The sequence below is a fragment of the Streptomyces sp. NPDC098101 genome (assembly GCF_044760185.1).
Lineage (GTDB): Bacteria > Actinomycetota > Actinomycetes > Streptomycetales > Streptomycetaceae > Streptomyces.
In genome coordinates this window covers 716,098-737,315 of sequence record NZ_JBIWAS010000003.1, presented here as the reverse complement: position 1 = coordinate 737,315, position 21,218 = coordinate 716,098, and the positions used below count along the sequence as shown (strand labels likewise).

Genomic DNA, 21,218 nt, shown 5'->3' with positions numbered 1-21,218 from the left:
CAATGCCCCGGTGTTCGACTTCGACATCGAGACCTACGCCCCCGAGTGGCTGCGCGGCCGCGCCGCGATCGCCGCCCGCCACGGCGACCGTCTGCGCGCGCTCGTGGGGAGGACGCTGGTACAGGCCTGGCTGCTCTGGGACGTCGCGGACGACACGTGGTTCGCGGACGGTCCCGTGCTGCTCGACTTCGGCGGGGAGCAGGTCGAGATCCAGCACCGGAAGTTCGACGACCTCGCGGTGGGCTGGAACTCCCTCGCTCCCCGGGGGTCCGCCCACTGGCCGGGCTTCGACCTGCGTTGGCGCCACGACGCGGTGCCGGCCCTGGCCTCGCTCCAGGGCCGGGTGCTCCAGGACGTCGAGCTCCTGGAGTGGCGCGGTGACGACGCGGCCTGGGGGACGGTGGCCGTCGGGTTCGTCTTCCCGCACGGCCGGGTCACCGTCTTCAACGCGCTCGACGAGAACGGTCTCGGCTTCACGGCACCCGAGCCCTCCTACGAGCGCCACCCCTGGGCCGAACGCGAGGGGCGGACCGCGTGAACGCCCACGACATCCCGTGGCACCCGGACGGGACCATGGCCCGGTGCGCCGTACCGCGGCGCCTGGACCGCCGAGCCGCCGACCTCCACCCCGGCCCGCCTACGAGGAGTGGGCGCGGGCGATGACCGAGGCCACGGCCGACCGCCCCTTCCTGGTCCGGCGCCTGCGGGAACGGTCCCTCTTCCGCGCCGTCACGCTCGGGCTGCCCCGGTGGCCGGACGACCTCCTCGCATCGTCCGACTGGCTCCAGCTCAAGACCGCCGCCGGGACGAACACCGAGGCCGTGGAAATCCTCGCTGAACTCGGCCGCACCAGGCGGATCCGCGACACCGCCGGGGCCGGCCCCACCCACGGCTCTTGACCGCTGGCAGAGAGACGGCTTTCTCACCCTCCGAGAGATCCTCTCTTGCCGTCCGGTACGGGAGACACTGTGGCCTCGGAACATGCCGCGTGGCCCGCCAGGAGAGTTCATGACGCACAGGGGTCGACCTCGAGTTCATCTGCTCACCGGGGGCCCGGCCTGGGAAGAGCGGCGAGCCGCGGCGGAGCCGACGCCACGGAAGAAGTTGCCGAAGAAGCAGCGGGCCGCCCTCAAGCAGTTGGATGCGAGCCTCCTCGGCCTGAAGGTCGCCCTGAGGCACCGGCAGCTCGACTTGGCCCGCCGGCTGAGGAGCGCGGCTTGGGAGCAGGCCGATCTCCTTCCCGCGCACCTGACGCACGAACAGCGCCGGGACCTCTTCCAGGCGAAGCTCGCGATACAGACGCTCGCCCGGCACGTGGAGGGTCGGCGGCGCCCCGGGCCCGCTGAGTAGCATCCCCGGATGCGGCTTCACCTCATCGACCACGTGCCCGACGGCCTGACTTTACGAGCGCGGTCCTTCGTCTCCGCGCACGGCGTCAAGGTCGACGTCCGCCCCGTCGAGGGGCACAGGCAGTGGTGGCTCGAACGGGACGTCCCGGCCTCGGCGATCGACCGGATGACGGCCTACCAGGAGCGATGGGGCGGTCTGCTCCTGCCACCCGCGCCGAAGTACGACGGAGGCCCCAAGTACCTCGATCCGGACGCGCCCGAAGCGGACTCCGCGGGGTGGTGGTTCGAAGCCGGAATGCAGCGGACCGCGGTCCCCTACTCCTTCATGATCGGCCCGTCCGGCGAGTTCGGCATCCACGCGGGAAAGTGGGCTCCCCTCCACGCGACCGTCGAGGGCTGGGTGGAATCGCTCGCCCTGACGTACCACGCCTCCAAGTGGGCCCAACAGGTCACCAAACTCGTCGGCGACGACGTCGACGGCATCGACCTGACCGGCTACGCACCGGTGCGCGAAGTACGGGGCCTGACCGACACCTGGTGGCGCGGACCCGACTCACTGGTCGCCCTCTACGACGGAGAGGCCAAGGCCCTCGACTTCCCCCGGGGCCGCACCGCGATGATCTACTCCGGCCTCGACGAGTGGGGCCTACGGGGAGGCGTGGACGACGACTGACCCCGCCGCGCAGGAGGGCCCGACACGATGAGAGGCCGCCCGGCCCACTCCGTCACGGGCCGAGCGGCCTCTCGCCGTACGCGTCAGGCATTGCAGCGGAATGCTTGGATGCAGCTCCTGACCTGCGGCGGAGCCCTGCGCAGGACCCTGGCCCGGGACTTCCTGGACGGCGCGCCTTGGCTCCCGACGGCTATTTACGGGTGTTCTGCGGACTGGCTACGGGCCGGAGGACACCCTCACCCGGATGACGTGGGCCTCTCGTCCGTCATACCCAGACGCGCCTGTTCCTCTTCGACGATCCGACGTGCCAGCTCGGTGTCCGACACGTCGACCGCGTCCGGGGTGGCTTCGGCCACGGCGCTGCGCCGGGCATAGGCATCGAACAGGCGCGTCTTGGTTTCCAGCATCTTCACCATGCGTTCGTCCACGCCTCCGGTGGCGAGGAGACGGTGCACGCGAACCGGCCTGACCTGGCCCATGCGGTGGGCCCGGGCCACCGCCTGATGTTCGAGGGTCGGCTTGATCTGGGGTTCGCAGATGACGACGACGGAGGCGGCCTGCATGTTGAGGCCGACGCCCGCTGCCTGGATCTGCCCCAGGAGCACCGCCGGGCCCTGGACACCGGCGAAGTCGTCGACGATCTCCTGGCGACGCTGGGCCGGGACGCCGCCGGTCAACGGACCGAACACCGGAGCGGCCCCGGCGGTTCCGGCCACGAGGGTCTCCTTCACCACGCCCAGTACGTCCTTGAAGTTGGAGAAGACCACCGTCTTCTGCCCGTTCTCGCCGGCCTCCTGAACGATCTCCCGAAGTCGTTCCAGCTTGGCCGACTTCTCGGGGCGCATGTACGCGGCCCTGCGCATGGCCATGAAATTGCCCGCGCGCACGGCTTCGCGGTACGCCTCCTCGTCCGAAGCGCTCAGCTCCTCCCACTCGTCGGTCTGCTGAAGGCTCGGGAGTTCCGTCAGCACGTCCTCCTGGTTGCGCCGCAGATAGACAGGGGCCACAGCCTTGCGGAAGGCGACCGATCCGGCCAGCGCGTCCCGTTCACCGAGGGAGTCCGCGACGTCGCCGTCGAGCATCCGGACCAGGTTGCGGAACTCCACGACCCGGTTCTCCATCGGGGTTCCCGTCATGAAGAGGCTCCGCTCACAGCGCTCCGCCCACAGGGCGACCGACTGAGACCGTTTGGCCTGCGGGTTCTTCACGGAGTGCGCTTCGTCGACGACGAGGAGTCCGACCTCCCCACCGCCCGGCGCCGGAAATCCGCGCAGTGCGTCGAACGTGGTCACCCCCACCCCGCCCCGCCCCTTCCAGTCGGCGAACGCGTCGTGCCGGTCGGGGCCGTGGAGCACCATGACGCGAAGGGCGCTGCGGGCCTCGATCTCCCGGGTCCAGTTCACGAGAACGCTCGCCGGGCAGACGACCACGAAGTGACTCTGCCCCTCGGCTGCCAGGTGCGCGAGGACGGCGATCGCCTGGATGGTCTTCCCGAGGCCCATCTCGTCGCCGAGTATCACCTTGCGCTGCGCAAGCGCGAAACGTGCGCCGAACGCCTGGTAGCCGCGCAGGGAAACCCGCCGGTGCGTGTCGTCGAGGTGTTGGGTCCGTACCCGCTCCGCGATCTCGTCCGGCAGAAAGCCCTCCGCGGCGGCCGCGTCCGGCAGCCGCCCGGAGATCTCGGCGAGCAGGCTGTAGTACTCGGCGGAGCGGAGTTCGAAGTCCACCCAGGCCGCGACGTCGGACGAGGGCCCCCGGAGCAGGTCCACCGACACCTGGGCGAGCAATTCGGGCAGGCCGGCCTGCTCCGCCTCGTCCACCAGCGACCGGGTCTCGGCGACCGCTGCCCACGCGCGAGCCTTCTTCTCCCGGCCGGCCAGCAGCATCCGGACCCTTCCGGCGGCGGGCCTGGCGTCGACCAGCAGCGGACCGAGCCGTTCCGCCAGGACGGTGGCCTTGTCGACCGCGCGCCGGGTGTCCGGGCCGGCCTCCACCAGGACGTGCAGGGCCGTGACGAGCGCGGTGGTGCGCGGTTCCGGTCGGTCCACGTCGATGTGGACGGCCACGGTCTCGTGCACGGCCTCGGAGAGCCTGCGGGCGGCGGCGAGCATCTGGTCGACGGTGCGCTGCCCCACACCGGGAATCTGCCGCAGCCGGTAGGGGCCCGCTTCGAGAACACTGCCCAGGGTGCGCAGTCCGCTCTTCTCGACGCTCCCCAGCCGCAGCCGCCCTTCGGTGACGTCCTGCAGCCGGGCCACGGGAATGGCGTCGAGCTCGCGCTTGACCGCCGCATCGTGGATCGGCTTCAGTGCCGCCCTTACCGCCTCCACTGCCCTTCCGTGGTCACCGACCACTGCCTGCGCCGCCTCATGCAGTCGCGCTCCCCTCGCGACTGTCTCCCGCTCGCCACGCCCCACGCTTCCCGCCCCTCTCCGACCCTCCTCGCATCTTCCCACCGCCCACACCCGGCTTCGACGGGCGTTCGTAGCTTCCTGCCGAGCGAACGGGCTTCAGGGCGGTCACGCGCATCCTCGGATGTATGACCGTCATTCGTGGGCCCCAGGCGGCTGTCCACAAGTGCCCGGCGGACCGGCCGGGGCCTCCGAGGCGGCGAAATTCCTGGCACACCGACGGCCTGTATGGAAACTGCGCAAGCGAGTGGCTCCTGCCCTGCCCTCGCTGCGGGCACCGCGTGTTCGACGCAATGCACGGCTCGTACGGCATCTGTCCCGTCTGCTTCCACGAGGACAACGGGGTCCAGCTCCGCCGGCCGACCATGGCAGGCGGGGCAGACCAGGATCTCCCATACCGCCCCTGATCGGGAACTCGACTGGACTGGGCCCCAGGAGCAGCCGGTCGAGGAGCATCGTCCCCTCCCTGAAACCTCCAAAGCCCTCGACGACGGCATCTTCGTCGCCCCACCCGGATCGACCGTACCGACCCGCACCCGGAGAGCTGACCAATGCCGTCCCCGCGCCTTGAGAAAATCAGCTGCGGCCACGTGGTCGAGAGCTATGTGACGAGGACGTACGGCGGCTGCCCGCGCTATCTCGCACTGAACGGCGGACGGTTCCCAGGCCCCCAGTGGTGGCACACCACCCGCTTCACCCGGCATCTGATCGCCGACACCACCGCGATCGCCGATGAGGAACTGGAAACCTTCCTTGGATACGAATGGCGCTCGCGCCTCACCGTTGGCTGGCTGATCGGCGTCCGATCGCCGTGAACAGTTCCGGACGCGCCTAGGCTGTTTCCTTCGGGTCACCTTCGATAGCCTTATCTGGCCTGGATACGGTGACGGCATGACGACACTCCTGCGGCACCCCCCGCCCCGGATCCATGTGGGATTGGTGGGCAGCGGACGCTCACGGCTTCCTCGTGCAGTTAAGCGGTGGGCCTGCTCCTGAGCGTCTACTGGTGCATGTGGATCGTGTCGACGCCGCAGCTGCGTGGGCTGCGGAGAACTGTCCCGCATGGTTCAACGATGCTCCCCATTGCGAGTGTCCGATGCCCCAACAGCCATCGCCGATGTTGCGATCCTGGTTGAACTGCACAAGGCAGTGGGAGACACCTGGACGGTTTACCTCGACCAGGGATGGGTTTAGGCAGCCCGGCTGGAGCCACCTGGCTGACCAGATGAAGATGGCAGCGATGTGCAGTGCGGCGAGGTAGATGGTGGCGGTCTTGTCGTAACGGGTCGCCAGGACCGCGCCACTGTTTGAGCCTGTTGATACAGCGTTCGACGGTGTTCCGCTGCTTGCAAGGCTCGCGGTCGAAGGCCGACGGACGGCCACCGGTTCGACATCGCTTCTTCCGGTTGGCGACCTGGTCGGATGGCTGCGGGATCACGGCCCGGCTCCCGCACTGACGCAGACGGGTCCGGATGGCGCTCGACGAGTACGCCTTGTCGGCCAGGACCACGCCTGGTGTGGTCCTGGCCGGCTGATGGGCCGCAGTACCCGTAGGTGGGCCATGACCTGGGGAAACGCGGCTGTGTCACTGGCCTGTTCTGGGGTAAGGACGAACGCCAGCGGTCGGTAACGGCCATCGGCCGCAAGGTGGATCTTGGTGGTCAGCCCGCCGCCGGGCCGCCGGAGGGCATGGTCGTCCGGCTCACCAGCCGGGGCCCCTTTGACGGGCCCCGCAGCGTGCTGATGAGCCCGGACGATCATGGAGTCGACCGAGACGATCCATCGAGGTCGCCCTCGGCGTCGGCCTGGGCGAGCAGAGCGGTGAAGACCTTCTCCCAGGTACCGTCGGCGGCCCCCTTCCGCAGCCGGTTGTGGACGCCCTTCCACGAGCCGAAGTGCTCGGGCAGGTCCATCCACGTTGTCCCGGTGCGGTACTTGAACGCGACCGTGTCGATCATCTGCCGGTGATCACGCCACCGTCAACCCCGCTTCGGCATCCGGTCCGGCAGCAACGAATCGATCCTCGCCCACTGTGCGTCAGTCAACGAGACGCATCAACCAACAATCAGAAGATCTGAGGGGAACTCCCTAGGCGACCTGCTCCTGGCTGGCGAGGTCTGCTACTCCGGCAGCGCCTACAGCCTGGCCCTGGCCCGCTTCGGCACCCATCGCGCCGACCGCTTCACGAAACTCGGCGGCCTCTGGGACGAGCGGGACAAGGGCGTTGGACGCTTCGGCTACCCCAGCAACCCCCGGGCCGAGCTTCACCGATGAACGGACCTCCACCGCGACTTCGCCAACGGCTGGACCTGGCTGCAGCCGCAGCACCCTCCATCAATCCGAACGCGGTCACGGCCGCAGCCGCCGAGCCTGCGGGGCGTAGCAGACGAATCCCAATGACGTCGCAAGATCGGCGGCGTAGACCGAAGACCCCGGCCATGCGTATCGCGTGGGGAAGTAGATGAACGGTCCGGGCGCTTCACCGATCAACGACCCTATCGCCCAGGGGAGGACACCATCCGTACTGTCCACAACCCGACAGCGCCGGCAGGCTGGACGCCAGTGTCGACGCTGGTCGGGCATCCAGCCCCGGACTTCGACTCCACACGACACAAAAAGGACAACACCGTCGAGCCGTAATCAGCAAGCCTGCGCAGTTGCAGGCCATCGCCACACGCCATGACGACAAGGGCGTCCACCTTTCTCGGCTCTGCCATCCCTGCCGCAGTCCGCACCCGGCTCGGATCTCGGTCGGAGTCAGAGCCTGACAGCTGTGCCATCCTCACGAAAAGGCCAAGGCTACGCCATTCCCAAGGGCTATCCTGGATCTCTTGGTTCACAGAACAACGAGGGGCGGGAACCGCCGTGCGCACACTGCACGTTCACCATGTCAAGGATTCACTCAGTCAGGACTTCACCGGCCTCATCGACTTGAGCGATTTGACAGACAGTCAGCGTGCACAATCCGAAACGGTCTTTCTCAGCAGGGCATTGGCAGCTCGCGCCGTACAGCGCTTCACGGGCTGCACCCTCGACGAAGCTGCAGCCGCCGTGACCGATGGGTTTCGCGACAACGGGATCGACGCTCTGGCCATCGACGAGGAGAACCGCCGGATCATCATCGTCCAGTCAAAATTGGACAGTTCGGGAAACTCCGGACTTTCCCAGGCTGATGCCCTTAAGATCCGGAATGGCTGCAGTGACCTGTTCAACATGAAGTTCGACCGCTTCTCCCCCAAGCTCCAAGCGCGTCGTACAGAAATCACTGCAGCCTTGAGCGACGCCGCAATCACCTTCATCGTGGTTGTCGCTACTACAGGCCGAAGCACCCTGCCGGCAGAGGCCCAGTACGTGTTCGACGACTTCCTGGAGGAGGCCAACGAAAACGACCCAGTAGTCACCCTGGAAGTGCTCGGCCTACGAGAATTTCACTCCATGGTGGTCGAAGGGACAGCAGGACCAAGGATCGAACTGGTCGTGCCTATCGAGCAGTGGGGCAAGGTCGACCTTCCGTATCAGGCGTACTACGGACTTGTTCAGGCAACGGAAATCGCCTCATGGTTCGAACAACACGGCGACCGACTCTTCTCGCAGAACCTGCGCAAGTCGCTCGGAAATACCGAGGTGAACGAGGGATTGACCCACACACTGCTCACTCAGGGCGAGAACTTCTGGTATTTCAATAATGGAATTACCGCACTATGTGAGTCGATCAAGAAGACACCTCGCGGTGGCTCTACTCACGCCTACGGGGACTTCACGATCGAGGGCGTGAGTGTGGTCAACGGAGCTCAGACTGTGGCAAGCATTCACCGGGCCACGAAGAAGGAGGAAAAGTCCCTCGAAGAGGCTCGCGTATGGGTCCGATTCATCTCGCTCGAGGGGTGCCCACCTGATTTCGCCACAGCTGTGACTCGGGCGACGAACACACAAAACAGCGTCGAGAGCCGCGACTTCGTCGCGCTTGACCAACAGCAGGAACGCATTCGTCGGGACATGCTCCTGTCACTGCGCAAGCAATACTCTGTCAAGCGTGGAGAAAACGTACCCGCAGAAAGCGACGGCTGCACGGTCGAAGATGCAATCGTCGCCCTCGCCTGCGCGCACAACAATCCGTACTACACGGTTCTGGCGAAGAGTGCGGTTGGTCGCCTGTCCGAAAATACCGAACGAGCACCTTACACAAACCTGTTCAACAGCGGGACCAGCGCGCACCGGGTATGGCGCTGCGTCCAGGTGATGCGTGCGGTTGATGCGGACTTGACCGATCGCCGGAAGGATCTTGTCGACAGAGAGTTCGCCGTGGCCGCACACGGAAACAGGATCGTGCTGCAGCTGGTCTTCAATCAGCTCAGAATGGACAAGATCAACGACGCAAAATACGACTGGGAAAAGGAGATCAAGAAGGTCCACAAAGTGACCGGAATCGCCCTTGACCACCTAACCGGGGCCATCGAGAGCACCTACTCAAACAATTATCTCGCACCGCTCTTCAAGAACACCACGAAGTGCCGCGACCTAGTCACCCAGGTTGAGGTCAAGTTGAGTTCCGGCTGACCGGCGGCAGCACCCGGCGGTCAGTCTTCCAGAAGTTTCTCCAAGTTGCTCACGATTCGATTCCCGATCGCAGCAATCCACAGGTAACAAAACTCGCCGACTGTGGACTGAGCAGCACCTTCCGTGGTTGGAATTTACCGCCGGGCCCACACCCACAAGAAAAAGCGCCGAATGTCAGTAGCGATAGCAAGCTGCGAGAATGACCGCTTCCTTATCGGCGGCCACGTAGACAAGGCGATGCTCGTCGTCGATCCGGCGCGACCAAGATCTTGGCAAGTGGCACTTCAGCAGCTTGGGCTTACCGTTCCCCGCGAAGGGGTCATGTTTGACGTCCTCGATAAGCTCGTTGATCCGGGCGAGCATCTTGCGGTCGTTCTTTAGCCAGGACGTGCAGTCCTCCCAGCCCTGGCCGAAGACAAACTCACTCGGCGCCCTCACGCGCCACGTGCCTCGGCGAAACGGAGTCGATCAGCTCTCGCTCGGACACGTTGATGTTGCTCAGGGCGTTCTCGTAGGCCTTGAGCAACCGGCGTCCGTTCGCCGGAGGGCCCAGGAGGTACGAGCCTTCACGCAGCACCGCTTAGTTTTCGGCCTAGACGAACACCGCATTGCCGTGCTCGGAGAAAATCTCGATGGCCTCGTAATCGTCGTTGACCTTCTTGATCAGCGGAAAGAGTGCCTTGCGGGCTTCAATCGCAGTGGTGGACATGTCCTTGCCCCTCCCCGGTAGTGGTACCGGATGACGTGCCACTATCGACACATCTCGGCGCGGGAGACAACAGGGGGCCGACTTCCGGAAAAGCCGACCCCTGTCACAGGTGAACGCGGCGGAGCGCTTGGCTCGCAGCAATGATCCGCTCACACGTTGAACCGGAACTCCACCACGTCCCCGTCCTGCATCACATACTCCTTGCCCTCCATCCGCGCCTTGCCCGCCGCGCGGGCGTCGGCGACCGAGCCCGTTTCGACGAGGTCGGTGAAGGAGATGACCTCGGCCTTGATGAAGCCCTTCTGGAAGTCGGTGTGGATGACGCCGGCCGCCTCGGGGGCCGTGGCGCCCTTCTTGATCGTCCAGGCGCGGGATTCCTTGGGGCCGGCCGTCAGGTAGGTCTGGAGGCCGAGGGTGTCGAAGCCGACGCGGGCGAGGGTGGCGAGGCCGGGCTCCTCGGCGCCGACGGACTGGAGGAGCTCCATGGCGTCCTCCTCGTCCAGCTCCGCCAGGTCCTGCTCCAGCTTGGCGTTCAGGAAGATCGCCTCCGCCGGGGCGACCAGGGCGCTCTGCTCGGCCTTGAAGGCGTCGTCCGTCAGCTCGTCCTCGTCCACGTTGAACACGTAGAGGAACGGCTTCGTCGTCAGCAGGTGCAGGTCGTGGAGGAGCTCCGCCTTCTCCGAGCCCTGGACGATGCCCTGCGAGAAGAGGGTGTCGCCCTTCTCCAGGATCGCCTGGGCGGCCTCGACGGCGGCGACCTTGGGCGCCGTGTCCTTCTTGATCCGCATCTCCTTCTGGAGGCGCGGCAGGACCTTCTCGATCGTCTGGAGGTCCGCGAGGATCAGCTCCGTGTTGATCGTCTCGATGTCGTCCTTCGGCGAGACCTTGCCGTCGACGTGCACGACGTTCTCGTCCTTGAAGGCGCGGATGACCTGGCAGATCGCGTCCGACTCGCGGATGTTCGCCAGGAACTTGTTGCCGAGTCCCTCGCCCTCGCTCGCGCCGCGCACGATGCCCGCGATGTCGACGAAGTCGACCGTCGCCGGGAGCACGCGCTGCGAGCCGAAGATCTCCGCCAGCTTGGTCAGCCGGGCGTCCGGGACGCCGACGACGCCGACGTTGGGCTCGATCGTGGCGAACGGGTAGTTGGCCGCCAGCACGTCGTTCTTGGTCAGGGCGTTGAACAGGGTCGACTTGCCGACATTCGGCAGACCGACGATTCCGATCGTGAGCGACACGGTGGCGACTTCCTGAAGTGTGGATGGTGGGCCGATCCCCCAGTTTACGGGCGGGGCGAACCGGCCAGTGACGCCCGCCTTCGGTCGTTCTCGGGGGCAAGGTCACCCAAAGGGCGTGTCCCGGACCTGTTTCCCGCCCCCTCCCGACCTACGTTGGTCGGGTGGAGCAGCACAGGACAAGTCAGCCCCAGGGGCGCCGACGGCCGAAAACGTCCGGTTCACCGGCCGCCGCCCCGCCGCCCGCCGCGCCCTCCGGACCGCCCGTGGAGGGCGCCGCCGTGTACCGCGTGACCGGCAGAGCCCCCCGTACCCCCGGCGGCGCCCGCGTCGAGCGGGCCCCGGCGCCGGGCGCTCCCGGCCGCGCCCCCGGGGCCGTCCCCGGACGGCGGCCCGGCGGCCGGCCCGTGCCCCCCGTCGTCCTCGCCCTGCGGCGGCTGCCCGCGCCCCGGCTCACCGGGCTCGGCGCCGGGCTCTTCGCCTCCGCCGTCATGCTGACGGTCGGCTTCCTCGACCTGCTGCTCCTCGACGGCTCCCCCGTCGCCTACGGGCTGCTGTTCCTGCCGGTCAGCGCCCTGACCGCGCTCTGGGTCCGTACCGCCGACCTGGTCACCGCCCCCATCTCCGTCCCCATCGCCTTCGCCGTCGGCGTCCTGCCCATCGCGGGCGGCACGGGCGGCCTCGGCGGCCAGGCCATGGCCGTCGTGACCGCCCTCGCCGTGCACGCCGGATGGCTGTACGGCGGCACCCTGGTCGCCGGCGTCATCGCCAGCGTCCGGAAGGTGCGGGACATGGGGCGGCGCCAGCAGCGCGCCCGGACCGCCACCGGGACCGGCAGGACCACCGGGACCGCCGCGTCCGTCGGCCCCGTCGCCCCCGTGACCAAGAACGCCAAGGCCGCCAAAGCCGCCAAGGCCCGGTGAGCCGCCGGGCCGCCCCGGTGGCCCCTACGCCCTTCCCGCCGCCGCCGTCGCCGCCATCGCCGCCCCCACGATCCCCGCGTTGTTCTCCAGCTCCGCCGGGACGATCTCCGCGCGGATGCCCTCGATCAGCGGCAGGAACTTGTCCGCCTTGCGGCTGACGCCGCCGCCGATGATGAAGAGCTCCGGCGAGAACAGCATCTCCACGTGCGCGAGGTACTTCTGGACCCGCTTGGTCGCCCAGTGCTCCCAGCTGAGGTCCTCGTCCTCCTTGGCCTTCGTCGAGGCCCGCTTCTCCGCGTCGTGGCCCTTGAGCTCCAGGTGCCCCAGCTCCGTGTTCGGGACGAGCAGGCCGTCCACGAAGAGGGCCGAGCCGATGCCCGTGCCGAGGGTCAGCACGATCACCGTGCCCTTGCGGCCCCGGCCCGCGCCGAAGGTCATCTCCGCGATCCCGGCCGCGTCCGCGTCGTTCAGGACGGTCACCGGAAGGCCCCCGATGCGCTCGCCGATGAGCGCGCCCGCGTCGACGTCGATCCAGGACTTGTCCACGTTCGCGGCGGTACGGATCGTGGAGCCCGTCACCACGCCGGGGAAGGTCACCCCCACCGGGCCGGTCCAGCCGAAGTGCGCCACGACCTCCGCGACGCAGCCCGCCACACCGTCGGGCGTGGCGGGCTGCGGGGTCAGTACCTTGTGGCGCTCCTCGGCGAGCGCGCCGCGCTCCAGGTCCACGGGAGCGCCCTTGATGCCCGAGCCGCCGATGTCCACTCCGAAGACGTTCATGGACCCACCGTAAGGGCTGGGGCGGCCCGTTACTCCTCGACCGGGTCGGCGCGCGACCGGCCGGCCGGGCTACTTCTCGGCCGGCCCGCCCGCGCCGAGCCGCTCCGCCACGGCGCGCAGGTCCTTGTTGCGGAGCTCCTTGGGGAGCGAGAAGGTCAGGGACTCGTCGGCCGTCTTGACGATCTCGACGTCCGCGTAGCCGCGCTCGGCCAGCCACTCCAGGACCTCCTGCACCAGGACGTCCGGGACGGAGGCGCCGGAGGAGAGGCCGACGCTGGTCACGCCCTCCAGCCAGGCCTCGTCGATCTCGCTCGCGAAGTCCACGAGGTATGCGGCGGGCACGCCGGCCTGCTTGGCGACCTCGACCATGCGGATCGAGTTCGAGGAGTTCTTCGAGCCGACGACGATCACCAGGTCGGCCTGCCCGGCCAGCTCCTTGATCGCGGTCTGGCGGTTCTGCGTGGCGTAGCAGATGTCGTCGGACGGCGGGGAGATCAGCTGCGGGAACTTCTCCTTCAGCGCGTCGACCGTCTCCATCGTCTCGCTCACCGACAGCGTGGTCTGGGAGAGCCAGACGACCCGGGAGGGGTCGCGGACCTCGACCTTGGCGACGTCCTCGGGGCCGTCGACCAGCTGGATGTGGTCGGGGGCCTCGCCGGAGGTGCCGATGACCTCCTCGTGGCCCTCGTGGCCGATGAGGAGGATGTCGAAGTCCTCCTTGGCGAAGCGGACGGCCTCCTTGTGGACCTTGGTGACCAGCGGGCAGGTGGCGTCGATGGTCGCGAGCCGGCCCTGCCGGGCCTCCTCATGGACGGTCGGGGCGACGCCGTGCGCGGAGAACATCACGATGTTGCCCGGCGGCACCTCGGTCGCCTGGTCGACGAAGATCGCGCCCTTCCGCTCCAGGGTCTGGACGACGTACTTGTTGTGGACGATCTCGTGCCGGACGTAGATCGGGGCCCCGTACTGCTCCAGGGCCTTCTCCACCGCGATCACGGCACGGTCCACGCCCGCGCAGTAGCCGCGGGGAGCGGCGAGCAGGACACGCTTCGGGCGGTTCGTCGCGGAGGCGGAATCGGGCGTCGGCGCGGGCGTTGCAGTCATGCGTCCCATCGTAAGGCCGCGTCCCCGCGCGCCCGCGTCGGCGGGCGCCCCGGGCGGGCGTCCGCGCCGCCGTCCCGCCACGGCCGCGTCGCTCAGCGGTTCGGCCGCCGTCGTGGCCGAAACTGACCCCATGGCCGAGGAATCGCAGGTGGCGGCGGGCGGGAACAAGGGCGACGGGGGCGGTACGGACCACACGGGGCTCCGCCGGAACCTCGGGTTCCGCGACCTGGTCGTCTACGGACTGCTCTTCATCGCGCCCATGGCGCCGGTCGGCGTCTTCGGGACGCTCGACGCCAAGTCGCACGGCGCGGTCGCGCTCGTGTACGTGGTGGCGACGGTCGCCATGGCGTTCACGGCGTTCAGCTACGCCCAGATGGTGCGGGTCGCCCCGCAGGCCGGTTCCGTCTTCACGTACGCCCGCAAGGGGCTCGGGGAGGGGCCGGGCTTCGTCGCCGGGTGGATGGCGATGCTCGACTACCTGCTGATCCCGGCCGTCGCCTACCTCTTCGCGGGCATCGCCATGGAGGCGCTGGTCCCGGCGGTCGACCGGTGGGTGTGGACCGGGATCGCCGTGGTCCTCACCACCCTGCTCAACCTGTGGGGCGTCCGGGCGGCGGCCCGCGTCGGCTTCGCGGTGCTCGCGATGGAGATCGCCGTCCTGCTCGTCTTCGTCGCGTCGGCGGTGGTGGTGCTCGTACGGGACGGGGCGCAGCGCGACTGGTGGTCGCCGCTGACCGGCGACGCGTCGTTCTCGCTCGCGGCGGTGTTCGGCGCGGTCTCGGTCGCCGTCCTCTCCTACCTGGGCTTCGACGCGATCGCCTCCTTCGCGGAGGAGGTCACGGGCGGCTCGGCGAAGGTGGCGCGGGCGCTGCTCTTCTGCCTGGCGCTCGCGGGCGTGCTCTTCGTGGCGCAGACCTGGCTGGTGGCGCTGCTCGAACCGGTCTCCTCGGCCGAGCTGGCCGCCGACCCCGGCAAGCAGGGGTCCGCCTTCTACGACGCCGTGGACACCTCGGTCGGGGACTGGCTGCACGACCTGGTGGCCGCCTCCAAGGCGATCGGCGCGGCCTTCGCGGCGCTCGCCGGGCAGGCGGCCGGCGGGCGGCTGCTCTTCGCGATGGGCCGCGACCGGCGGCTGCCGCACCTGCTGGCCCGTACGGACGGGGGCGTGCCGCGCGTGGCGCTGCTGGTGTCGGCCACGGTGACGATGGTCGCGGCGGTGTGGGCGGCCCGGCGGGACGACGGCCTCGACCACCTGGTGTCGGTGGTCGACGTCGGCGCGCTCACGGCCTTCGTCCTGCTGCACGCGAGCGTGGTGGGCTGGTTCGCCGTACGGAGGGCGGAGGGGCCGCCGCACGTGCTGAAGCACGTGGTGGCGCCGGTCGTCGGCGCCGCGATCCTGGTCGCGGTGATCGTCGAGGCCTCGGCGGCGGCCCAGGTGGTGGGCGTGGTGTGGCTGGGCGTCGGCCTGGTGGCCCTGGCCGTCCAGGGGGCTTCGCGGACGCGGTGAGTACGGGCGGGGGGCGTACGGGCGCGGGGGCAGGCGTACGGGCGGGGGCGTACGGGCCCGGTGAGCACGGGCGGAGGTCGTACGGGAGCGGCGCCCGCGTCGCGCCTCGCCCCGCACGGCCACCCTCGCCCCGTACGGCCACCCCCGCCCCATACGGCCGCCCCCACCCCGTAAGCCCGCTCCGTACGGCCCTCCCGCCCCCGTCCGCCGTCCTGACGTTGTCGTACCGCGCCGTTACGCTCGGTCCATGGCTCTGACTACGTCCGCCGAAACGCCGCTTCCCGTCGGTGAGGTCTCCCGGATGATCGGGGGCTGGATCGACCGGCTCGGGGCCGTCTGGGTCGAGGGGCAGATCACGCAGCTGTCGCGGCGCCCCGGCGCCGGGGTCGTCTTCCTGACGCTCCGGGACCCCTCGCACGACGTCTCCGTCGGCGTCACCTGCTACCGGCAGGTCTTCGACGCGGTCGCGGACGTCGTGTCGGAGGGGGCCAGGGTCGTCGTGCACGCCAAGCCCGAGTGGTACGCGCCGCGCGGGCAGCTGTCGCTGCGGGCCGCCGAGATCAAGCCGGTCGGAATCGGGGAGCTGCTCGCCCGGCTCGAACAGCTGAAGCGGTCCCTGGCGGCCGAGGGGCTGTTCGCGCCCGACCGGAAGAAGCCGCTGCCGTTCCTGCCGCGCCGGATCGGCCTCGTCTGCGGCCGCGCGTCGGCGGCCGAGCGGGACGTCCTGGAGAACGCGCGCCGCCGCTGGCCCGCCGTCGCCTTCGAGGTGCGCAACGTCGCGGTACAGGGCGTGAAGGCGGTCCCCCAGGTCGTCCAGGCGGTCCGGGAGCTCGACGCGGACGAGGACGTCGACGTGATCGTCGTGGCCCGGGGCGGCGGCAGCGTCGAGGACCTGCTGCCGTTCTCGGACGAGCAGCTCGTCCGGACCGTGGCCGACTGCCGTACGCCGGTGGTCTCCGCGATCGGGCACGAGCCGGACTCGCCCCTGCTCGACCTGGTGGCCGACCTGCGCGCCTCGACGCCGACGGACGCGGCCAAGAAGGTCGTCCCGGACGTCGGCGAGGAGCTGGAGCGGGTGCGCGGGCTGCGCGACCGGGCGCTGCGGACCGTGCAGGGGCTCCTGGACCGGGAGGAGCGCGGCCTGGCGCACGCGCTCGCGCGGCCCGTCATGGAGCGGCCGCTGCGGATGGTCGAGGTCCGCGAGGACGAGGTGTCCGCGCTGCTCGCCCGGAGCCGGCGAGTCCTCGGCCACCTCCTCGACCGGGCCGACTCGGAGCTCTCGCACACCCGGGCGCGGGTCCGGGCGCTGTCGCCCGCGGCGACGCTCGAGCGGGGGTACGCGGTGCTCCAGCGGGCGGACGGCACGGTGGTCCGCTCCCCGGAGGAGGTCGCCGGGGACGAGGAGCTGCGGGCCCGGGTCGCGGAGGGCGACTTCGCGGTACGGCGCGTGGCGGACTCCGGCTGAGCGGCCGCGGGCCCCTCCCCTCCACCAGCACACCGACGGTCCACCAGCACATCGACGGTCCACCAGCACATCGGCAGAAGGACGACGCACATGGCAACGGGTACGCGCAAGGACACGGACGAGGCGGCGCTCGGCTACGAGCAGGCGCGGGACGAGCTGATCGAGGTCGTCCGGCGGCTCGAAGCGGGCGGGACCACCCTGGAGGGCTCCCTCGCGCTCTGGGAGCGCGGCGAGGAGCTGGCGAAGGTCTGCCGGCTCCGCCTGGAGGGCGCCCGGGCCCGCCTGGACGCCGCGCTGGCGGCGGACGCGGACGGCGAGGACGGCACCGGCGACGGGGAGTGACCTACGGGGACGGGAGCAGAACACGGACGGCACCGGCACGGGCGGTGGCCCACGAGGACGGAGACGCGGTCGGCACAGGCGACCGACGACCGGCACCGGCGACCCGCATCGCCACCCGCACCCCCGGCGCCCTTTCGGGCCGGGCCCGTCCTGGCGTAGACTCACGAGTGAACCGGATCACTATCCGGATTGGATAGTTGAACTTTCACCAATCATGGGCGTACTGTCGGGGACGTCGCTCGAACTTTGTACGAGCAACCCCCACCTTGTGCAGTTTTGTGCAGTCCGGAAGGTACGCAGCATGTCTCTCGCCCTTGACCCCGCCGCCCAGGACCTCCTCTTCCGCGAGGCCCGCACCGCCAACACGTTCACCGACGAGCCGGTGACCGACGAGCAGGTCCAGGCGATCTACGACCTGGTGAAGTACGGCCCCACCGCCTTCAACCAGACCCCGCTGCGCATCACCCTGGTCCGCTCCCCCGAGGCCCGCGAGCGCCTGGTCAAGCACATGGCCGAGGGCAACCGTCCCAAGACCGCCACCGCGCCGCTCGTCGCGATCCTCTCCGCCGACAACGAGTTCCACGAGGAGCTCCCGGCGCTGCTCCCGCACTTCCCGCAGGCCAAGGACATGTTCTTCGCCGAGCGCCCGGTCCGCGAGCAGTCCGCCCTGCTGAACGCCGCCCTCCAGGCCGCGTACTTCATCGTCGGCGTCCGCGCCGCCGGCCTGGCCGCCGGCCCGATGACCGGCCTGGACTTCGCCGGCGTCCAGAAGGAGTTCCTCGACGCCGACCACACCCCGCTGATGGTCGTCAACATCGGCAAGCCGGGCGAGGAGGCCTGGTTCCCGCGCTCCCCGCGCCTCTCCTTCGACGAGGTCGTCACCACCGTCTGAGACCGGTGACCACGGCCCGTACGGGCACGGCGAAGGGCCCCGCACTCCACGAGTGCGGGGCCCTTTTCCGTACGTCCGCGCGGACGTACCGCTCAGACCTTCCGCGACCGGAGCGAGCCGGCCATCTCGGCCAGCCGCTCGAAGGACGCCGTGCCGGTCACCACGGTTGTCGCGCCGCCCTCGGTCCGCACGAGCGCGTCGTACTTCGGGCCCTCCCAGCGCTGCCAGACCTGGCCGGCCACCGTCTGGGTCTTCCCGGTGTCCTTCGCCTTCTGCGTCACCTTGGGCACGAACGTGCCCGGCTCCGCCGTCGACTGGTGGACGGCCACGTACTGCGTGTCCGGGGAGAGGAAGCCGAGCTGCCAGGCGTCGGCGTTCTCGCGCTTGTACGAGACGACCGTCGCCTTCCAGCCCTCGTCGAGGCCCTCGGGGGCCAGCACCGGGTACGGCGCCGCCCGCTGGGCCGTCAGGAGCTCGACCCGGTAGTCCTTCGCCTTCACCGGGTCCGCGTGCTCGTCGTGCGGGATGAAGAGATACATCACGCCCGCGGCGACCATGATCACACCGAGGGACTGGAACATCCCGCGTACCGTCTGCCTGCCTCGCATACCTGCCACGCCCCCCATGGTCGCATCACGGTCCCGCGCTCATACGTGGGCCCCTCTGCTCAATTTGTCGACCTGACGATAGAGTCGCAGCACCCTCTTATTTTCCGGCCGTCGCCGTACAGAAAGGTGCGCAACGATGACCGAGCACACCCTCCCGCCCGAACTGGAGGTCTCTCCCGAGGCCCCCGACCGCAACCTCGCCCTCGAACTGGTGCGCGTCACCGAGGCCGCCGCCATGGCCGCCGGACGCTGGGTCGGCCGGGGCGACAAGATCGGCGCGGACGGCGCGGCGGTCAACGCCATGCGGACCCTGATCTCCACCGTCTCGATGGACGGCGTCGTCGTCATCGGCGAGGGAGAGAAGGACGAAGCGCCCATGCTGTTCAACGGCGAGCGGGTCGGCGACGGCACCGGCGCCGAGGTCGACATCGCGGTCGACCCGATCGACGGCACCACCCTGAACGCCAAGGGGATGCCGAACGCGATCGCCGTCCTGGCCGCCGCCGACCGCGGCACCATGTTCGACCCGTCCGCGGTCTTCTACATGGACAAGCTGGTCACCGGCCCGGAGGCCGCCGACTTCGTCGACATCAACGCCCCCGTCTCGGTCAACATCCGCCGGGTCGCCAAGGCGAAGAACTCCTCGCCCGAGGACATCACGGTCGTCATCCTGGACCGCCCCCGCCACGAGGGCATCGTCAAGGAGATCCGCGAGACCGGGGCCCGGATCAAGTTCATCTCGGACGGCGACGTCGCCGGTTCGATCATGGCCGTCCGCGAGGGCACCGGCGTCGACATGCTCATGGGCATCGGCGGCACCCCCGAGGGCATCATCTCCGCCTGCGCCATCAAGTGCCTCGGCGGCGTGATCCAGGGCAAGCTGTGGCCGAAGGACGACGCCGAGCGGCAGAAGGCGCTCGACGCGGGCCACGACCTGGACCGGGTCCTCTCCACGGACGACCTGGTCAGCGGCGACAACGTCTTCTTCGTCGCGACCGGCATCACGGACGGCGAGCTGCTGCGCGGGGTGCGGTACCGCGCCGAGACGGCGACCACGCAGTCCCTCGTGATGCGCTCGAAGTCCGGCACGATCCGCCAGATCGACTCCACGCACCGGCTCTCGAAGCTGCGCGCGTACAGCAAGATCGACTTCGACCGGGCCAAGTAGGCCGGGGGCGGTCGCCCGCCCGCCGGACGGTACGAAGAGGGGCGCCCCCATGTGCGGTGGGGGCGCCCCTTCCCGTACGGGCCGGCGGAACTCTCCGCTCCTCCGTCAGCCCGCCTGGGCGATCCGCTCGGTCGCGGCCGCCTTCCTCAGCTCCACCTCGCGCCGTCGGCGCCGGGCGAGGACGACGCGGCGCTCGGCCGCCGTGAGCCCGCCCCACACCCCGTACGGCTCGGGCTGGAGCAGCGCGTGCTCGCGGCACTCGACCATCACGGGACAGCGCGCGCAGACCCGCTTGGCGGCCTCCTCGCGGGCGAGGCGCGCGGCCGTCGGCTCCTTGGAGGGGGCGAAGAAGAGTCCTGCCTCGTCACGGCGGCACACCGCCTCCGCGTGCCACGGGCCGCCCTCGTCCTCGCGGGCCGGGGTACGGGGAGGGGGGACGGCGACGGCCTGGAGGGGCTGATGCGGCAGTTGCAGCACGGTCTACTCCTGACGACTGACGACGACTTCGCGAGCGAGAGGCGATGCCACGAGCCTTACCCGCTGTGCGCGCGCCTATGCACTGGGTGCCGCGCCGTTCCGCACTGCGGAGGCCCGGAGACGCATTCCGGTCATCCGCCCGAAGGGGCTCCCCGCTCGCGAACGTCCGTCAGTGGCCGAGGTGTTTGCGCAGCTTGCCCTGGAGGTCCGTGATCCACTTGCCGCGCTTGGGCCGCGCCTCGACGTTCCCGAAGACCGAGTAGCCGTTGATGACGACGACCGGGGCCTGCGGGTCGACGCCCTCCAGGGTCACGACCTCGAAGTTCCCGAAGATCCCGCTGCCGTTGCCGCGCAGGCTGATGTTCTCCGGGACCCGCACCTCGACGTTGCCGAAGATGGAGGTGGCGTTGATCGTGGTCAGGCGCTGGGCGAAGATCGCCTCGGTCAGGTCGATCTCGATGTTGCCGAAGAGCGCGAAGGCGTTCGTCCGGCGGCTCACCCGCCAGCGGCCCTTGCGGGTGGTGCTGGAGAAGATCGCGACGAGGTTGTCCGGGGCGCCGTCCTGGTCGTCGGGGCCGTAGGAGTACGCCGGCTCGGGCTCGGGGCGGGAGGTCCGGGCGGCCGGCAGGTCGCGGACGATCGGCTCCAGCTCCCCGACCGTCTTGGCCCGGTAGACCGCGTCGATCCGGTCCGAGTGCTCCTCGGCGTCGAGCCGCCCCTCGGCCAGGGCGTCCCTGAGGATGTCGGCGATCCGGTCCCGGTCCGCGTCCGAGGCCCGCAGCGAGCCCTGCGGATCGGCGAAGGCGGGCCCCGCGGGGGCGGTCTCGGCGGGTGCGGCCGACCGCTGCGGCTGCGGCTGCTTCTCGGGTTCGGGCTGCTTTTCGAGGTCCACGGAGCCAGCCTAGCGAAACGCGATAGATCGCGACCAGGGGGCGGGGCCGGGACCTGTGGACGAGACCGGATCCGACGGGGCGCGCGCCAAGTGAGCCTTACCTCACAGGATCGGCGGAACGGGGGC

The 21,218-nt window shown here is 69.5% G+C and carries 22 protein-coding genes and 2 pseudogenes; 14 read left to right on the top strand and 10 right to left on the bottom strand.

Features of this window, described 5'->3' with window-relative positions; translation table 11 throughout:
- The first annotated feature begins 10 nt into the window (after window positions 1-10).
- From ACIQVI_RS16430 to ACIQVI_RS16415, 4 genes are all read left to right on the top strand, one after another.
- The gene (locus ACIQVI_RS16430) at window positions 11-538 is read left to right on the top strand and encodes a hypothetical protein (protein ID WP_403595992.1); all 528 of its coding nucleotides are present in this window, start codon (window positions 11-13) and stop codon (window positions 536-538) included.
- Window positions 539-659: 121 nt separating this feature from the next.
- Complete coding sequence (locus tag ACIQVI_RS16425) at window positions 660-899, top strand: hypothetical protein (protein ID WP_403595989.1); 240 nt, start codon at window positions 660-662, stop codon at window positions 897-899.
- Window positions 900-1,104: 205 nt separating this feature from the next.
- A complete protein-coding gene (locus tag ACIQVI_RS16420; RefSeq protein WP_403595986.1) occupies window positions 1,105-1,350 on the top strand; it encodes a hypothetical protein in 246 nt (81 codons plus the stop codon).
- 9 nt (window positions 1,351-1,359) lie between these two features.
- A complete protein-coding gene (locus ACIQVI_RS16415; protein ID WP_403595983.1) occupies window positions 1,360-2,022 on the top strand; it encodes a hypothetical protein in 663 nt (220 codons plus the stop codon).
- 236 nt (window positions 2,023-2,258) lie between these two features.
- Here ACIQVI_RS16415 and ACIQVI_RS16410 read toward each other — a convergent pair whose 3' ends face one another.
- Window positions 2,259-4,439 carry a DEAD/DEAH box helicase gene (locus tag ACIQVI_RS16410; RefSeq protein WP_403595980.1) on the bottom strand — a complete coding sequence of 727 codons (2,181 nt, stop codon included), beginning with the start codon at window positions 4,437-4,439 and terminating at the stop codon, window positions 2,259-2,261.
- A gap of 122 nt (window positions 4,440-4,561) precedes the next feature.
- Here ACIQVI_RS16410 and ACIQVI_RS16405 point away from each other — a divergent pair, with 122 nt between their 5' ends.
- Window positions 4,562-4,840, top strand: coding sequence for a CPCC family cysteine-rich protein (locus ACIQVI_RS16405; protein WP_403595977.1), 279 nt, complete (start codon window positions 4,562-4,564; stop codon window positions 4,838-4,840).
- Window positions 4,841-5,023: 183 nt separating this feature from the next.
- A complete protein-coding gene (locus tag ACIQVI_RS16400) occupies window positions 5,024-5,248 on the top strand; it encodes a DUF6000 family protein (protein ID WP_403595974.1) in 225 nt (74 codons plus the stop codon).
- 406 nt (window positions 5,249-5,654) lie between these two features.
- Here ACIQVI_RS16400 and ACIQVI_RS16395 read toward each other — a convergent pair.
- Window positions 5,655-6,478: pseudogene (locus ACIQVI_RS16395) on the bottom strand (IS5 family transposase); the annotation flags it as partial.
- Here ACIQVI_RS16395 and ACIQVI_RS16390 point away from each other — a divergent pair.
- Window positions 6,429-6,707, top strand: a complete 279-nt coding sequence (locus tag ACIQVI_RS16390; RefSeq protein WP_403596879.1) for a DUF6000 family protein — start codon at window positions 6,429-6,431, stop codon at window positions 6,705-6,707. The pseudogene ACIQVI_RS16395 and the gene ACIQVI_RS16390 sit on opposite strands and share 50 nt — an antisense overlap.
- Window positions 6,708-7,298: 591 nt before the next feature.
- Window positions 7,299-8,990, top strand: coding sequence for an AIPR family protein (locus tag ACIQVI_RS16385; protein ID WP_403595971.1), 1,692 nt, complete (start codon window positions 7,299-7,301; stop codon window positions 8,988-8,990).
- A 174-nt stretch (window positions 8,991-9,164) separates the two neighbouring features.
- Here ACIQVI_RS16385 and ACIQVI_RS16380 read toward each other — a convergent pair whose 3' ends face one another.
- The 3 genes and pseudogenes from ACIQVI_RS16380 to ychF all read right to left on the bottom strand — a co-directional run bounded on the left by ACIQVI_RS16380 (window position 9,165) and on the right by ychF (window position 10,937).
- Window positions 9,165-9,428 carry a Txe/YoeB family addiction module toxin gene (locus ACIQVI_RS16380; protein WP_403595968.1) on the bottom strand — a complete coding sequence of 88 codons (264 nt, stop codon included), beginning with the start codon at window positions 9,426-9,428 and terminating at the stop codon, window positions 9,165-9,167.
- Window positions 9,412-9,699 (bottom strand): annotated as a pseudogene (locus ACIQVI_RS16375) (type II toxin-antitoxin system Phd/YefM family antitoxin). The gene ACIQVI_RS16380 and the pseudogene ACIQVI_RS16375 overlap by 17 nt, the downstream one beginning before the upstream one ends.
- Before the next feature lie 149 nt (window positions 9,700-9,848).
- Window positions 9,849-10,937: a redox-regulated ATPase YchF gene (gene ychF / locus ACIQVI_RS16370; RefSeq protein WP_121833549.1), complete on the bottom strand. Its 1,089-nt coding sequence runs from the start codon at window positions 10,935-10,937 to the stop codon at window positions 9,849-9,851.
- A gap of 404 nt (window positions 10,938-11,341) precedes the next feature.
- Here ychF and ACIQVI_RS16365 point away from each other — a divergent pair, with 404 nt between their 5' ends.
- Window positions 11,342-11,857: a DUF6542 domain-containing protein gene (locus ACIQVI_RS16365; protein WP_403596876.1), complete on the top strand. Its 516-nt coding sequence runs from the start codon at window positions 11,342-11,344 to the stop codon at window positions 11,855-11,857.
- 24 nt (window positions 11,858-11,881) lie between these two features.
- Here the strand turns inward: ACIQVI_RS16365 and ppgK are convergent, their stop codons facing one another.
- The gene (gene ppgK, locus ACIQVI_RS16360; protein ID WP_403595963.1) at window positions 11,882-12,637 is read right to left on the bottom strand and encodes a polyphosphate--glucose phosphotransferase; all 756 of its coding nucleotides are present in this window, start codon (window positions 12,635-12,637) and stop codon (window positions 11,882-11,884) included.
- A 69-nt stretch (window positions 12,638-12,706) separates the two neighbouring features.
- A complete protein-coding gene (locus tag ACIQVI_RS16355) occupies window positions 12,707-13,750 on the bottom strand; it encodes a 4-hydroxy-3-methylbut-2-enyl diphosphate reductase (RefSeq protein ID WP_403595960.1) in 1,044 nt (347 codons plus the stop codon).
- A 121-nt stretch (window positions 13,751-13,871) separates the two neighbouring features.
- Here ACIQVI_RS16355 and ACIQVI_RS16350 point away from each other — a divergent pair, with 121 nt between their 5' ends.
- The 4 genes from ACIQVI_RS16350 (at window position 13,872) to ACIQVI_RS16335 (ending at window position 17,947) form a co-directional block, all read left to right on the top strand.
- Complete coding sequence (locus ACIQVI_RS16350; protein WP_403595957.1) at window positions 13,872-15,248, top strand: APC family permease; 1,377 nt, start codon at window positions 13,872-13,874, stop codon at window positions 15,246-15,248.
- A 247-nt stretch (window positions 15,249-15,495) separates the two neighbouring features.
- The gene (gene xseA / locus ACIQVI_RS16345; protein ID WP_403595954.1) at window positions 15,496-16,713 is read left to right on the top strand and encodes an exodeoxyribonuclease VII large subunit; all 1,218 of its coding nucleotides are present in this window, start codon (window positions 15,496-15,498) and stop codon (window positions 16,711-16,713) included.
- A gap of 90 nt (window positions 16,714-16,803) precedes the next feature.
- Window positions 16,804-17,055: an exodeoxyribonuclease VII small subunit gene (locus ACIQVI_RS16340; RefSeq protein ID WP_403595952.1), complete on the top strand. Its 252-nt coding sequence runs from the start codon at window positions 16,804-16,806 to the stop codon at window positions 17,053-17,055.
- 301 nt (window positions 17,056-17,356) lie between these two features.
- Window positions 17,357-17,947, top strand: coding sequence for a malonic semialdehyde reductase (locus ACIQVI_RS16335; RefSeq protein ID WP_351970289.1), 591 nt, complete (start codon window positions 17,357-17,359; stop codon window positions 17,945-17,947).
- 92 nt (window positions 17,948-18,039) lie between these two features.
- Here the strand turns inward: ACIQVI_RS16335 and ACIQVI_RS16330 are convergent, their stop codons facing one another.
- Window positions 18,040-18,573: a DUF4245 domain-containing protein gene (locus tag ACIQVI_RS16330; protein ID WP_403595949.1), complete on the bottom strand. Its 534-nt coding sequence runs from the start codon at window positions 18,571-18,573 to the stop codon at window positions 18,040-18,042.
- Between the two features lie 118 nt (window positions 18,574-18,691).
- Between ACIQVI_RS16330 and glpX the strand changes: the two genes are divergently transcribed.
- The gene (gene glpX / locus ACIQVI_RS16325) at window positions 18,692-19,723 is read left to right on the top strand and encodes a class II fructose-bisphosphatase (RefSeq protein WP_121832572.1); all 1,032 of its coding nucleotides are present in this window, start codon (window positions 18,692-18,694) and stop codon (window positions 19,721-19,723) included.
- 105 nt (window positions 19,724-19,828) lie between these two features.
- Here glpX and ACIQVI_RS16320 read toward each other — a convergent pair whose 3' ends face one another.
- Entirely contained in the window at window positions 19,829-20,200 is a 372-nt protein-coding gene (locus ACIQVI_RS16320; protein ID WP_351970287.1) for a WhiB family transcriptional regulator, read from the bottom strand.
- Between the two features lie 169 nt (window positions 20,201-20,369).
- Window positions 20,370-21,092: a DUF1707 domain-containing protein gene (locus tag ACIQVI_RS16315; RefSeq protein WP_351970286.1), complete on the bottom strand. Its 723-nt coding sequence runs from the start codon at window positions 21,090-21,092 to the stop codon at window positions 20,370-20,372.
- Window positions 21,093-21,218: the final 126 nt, after the last annotated feature.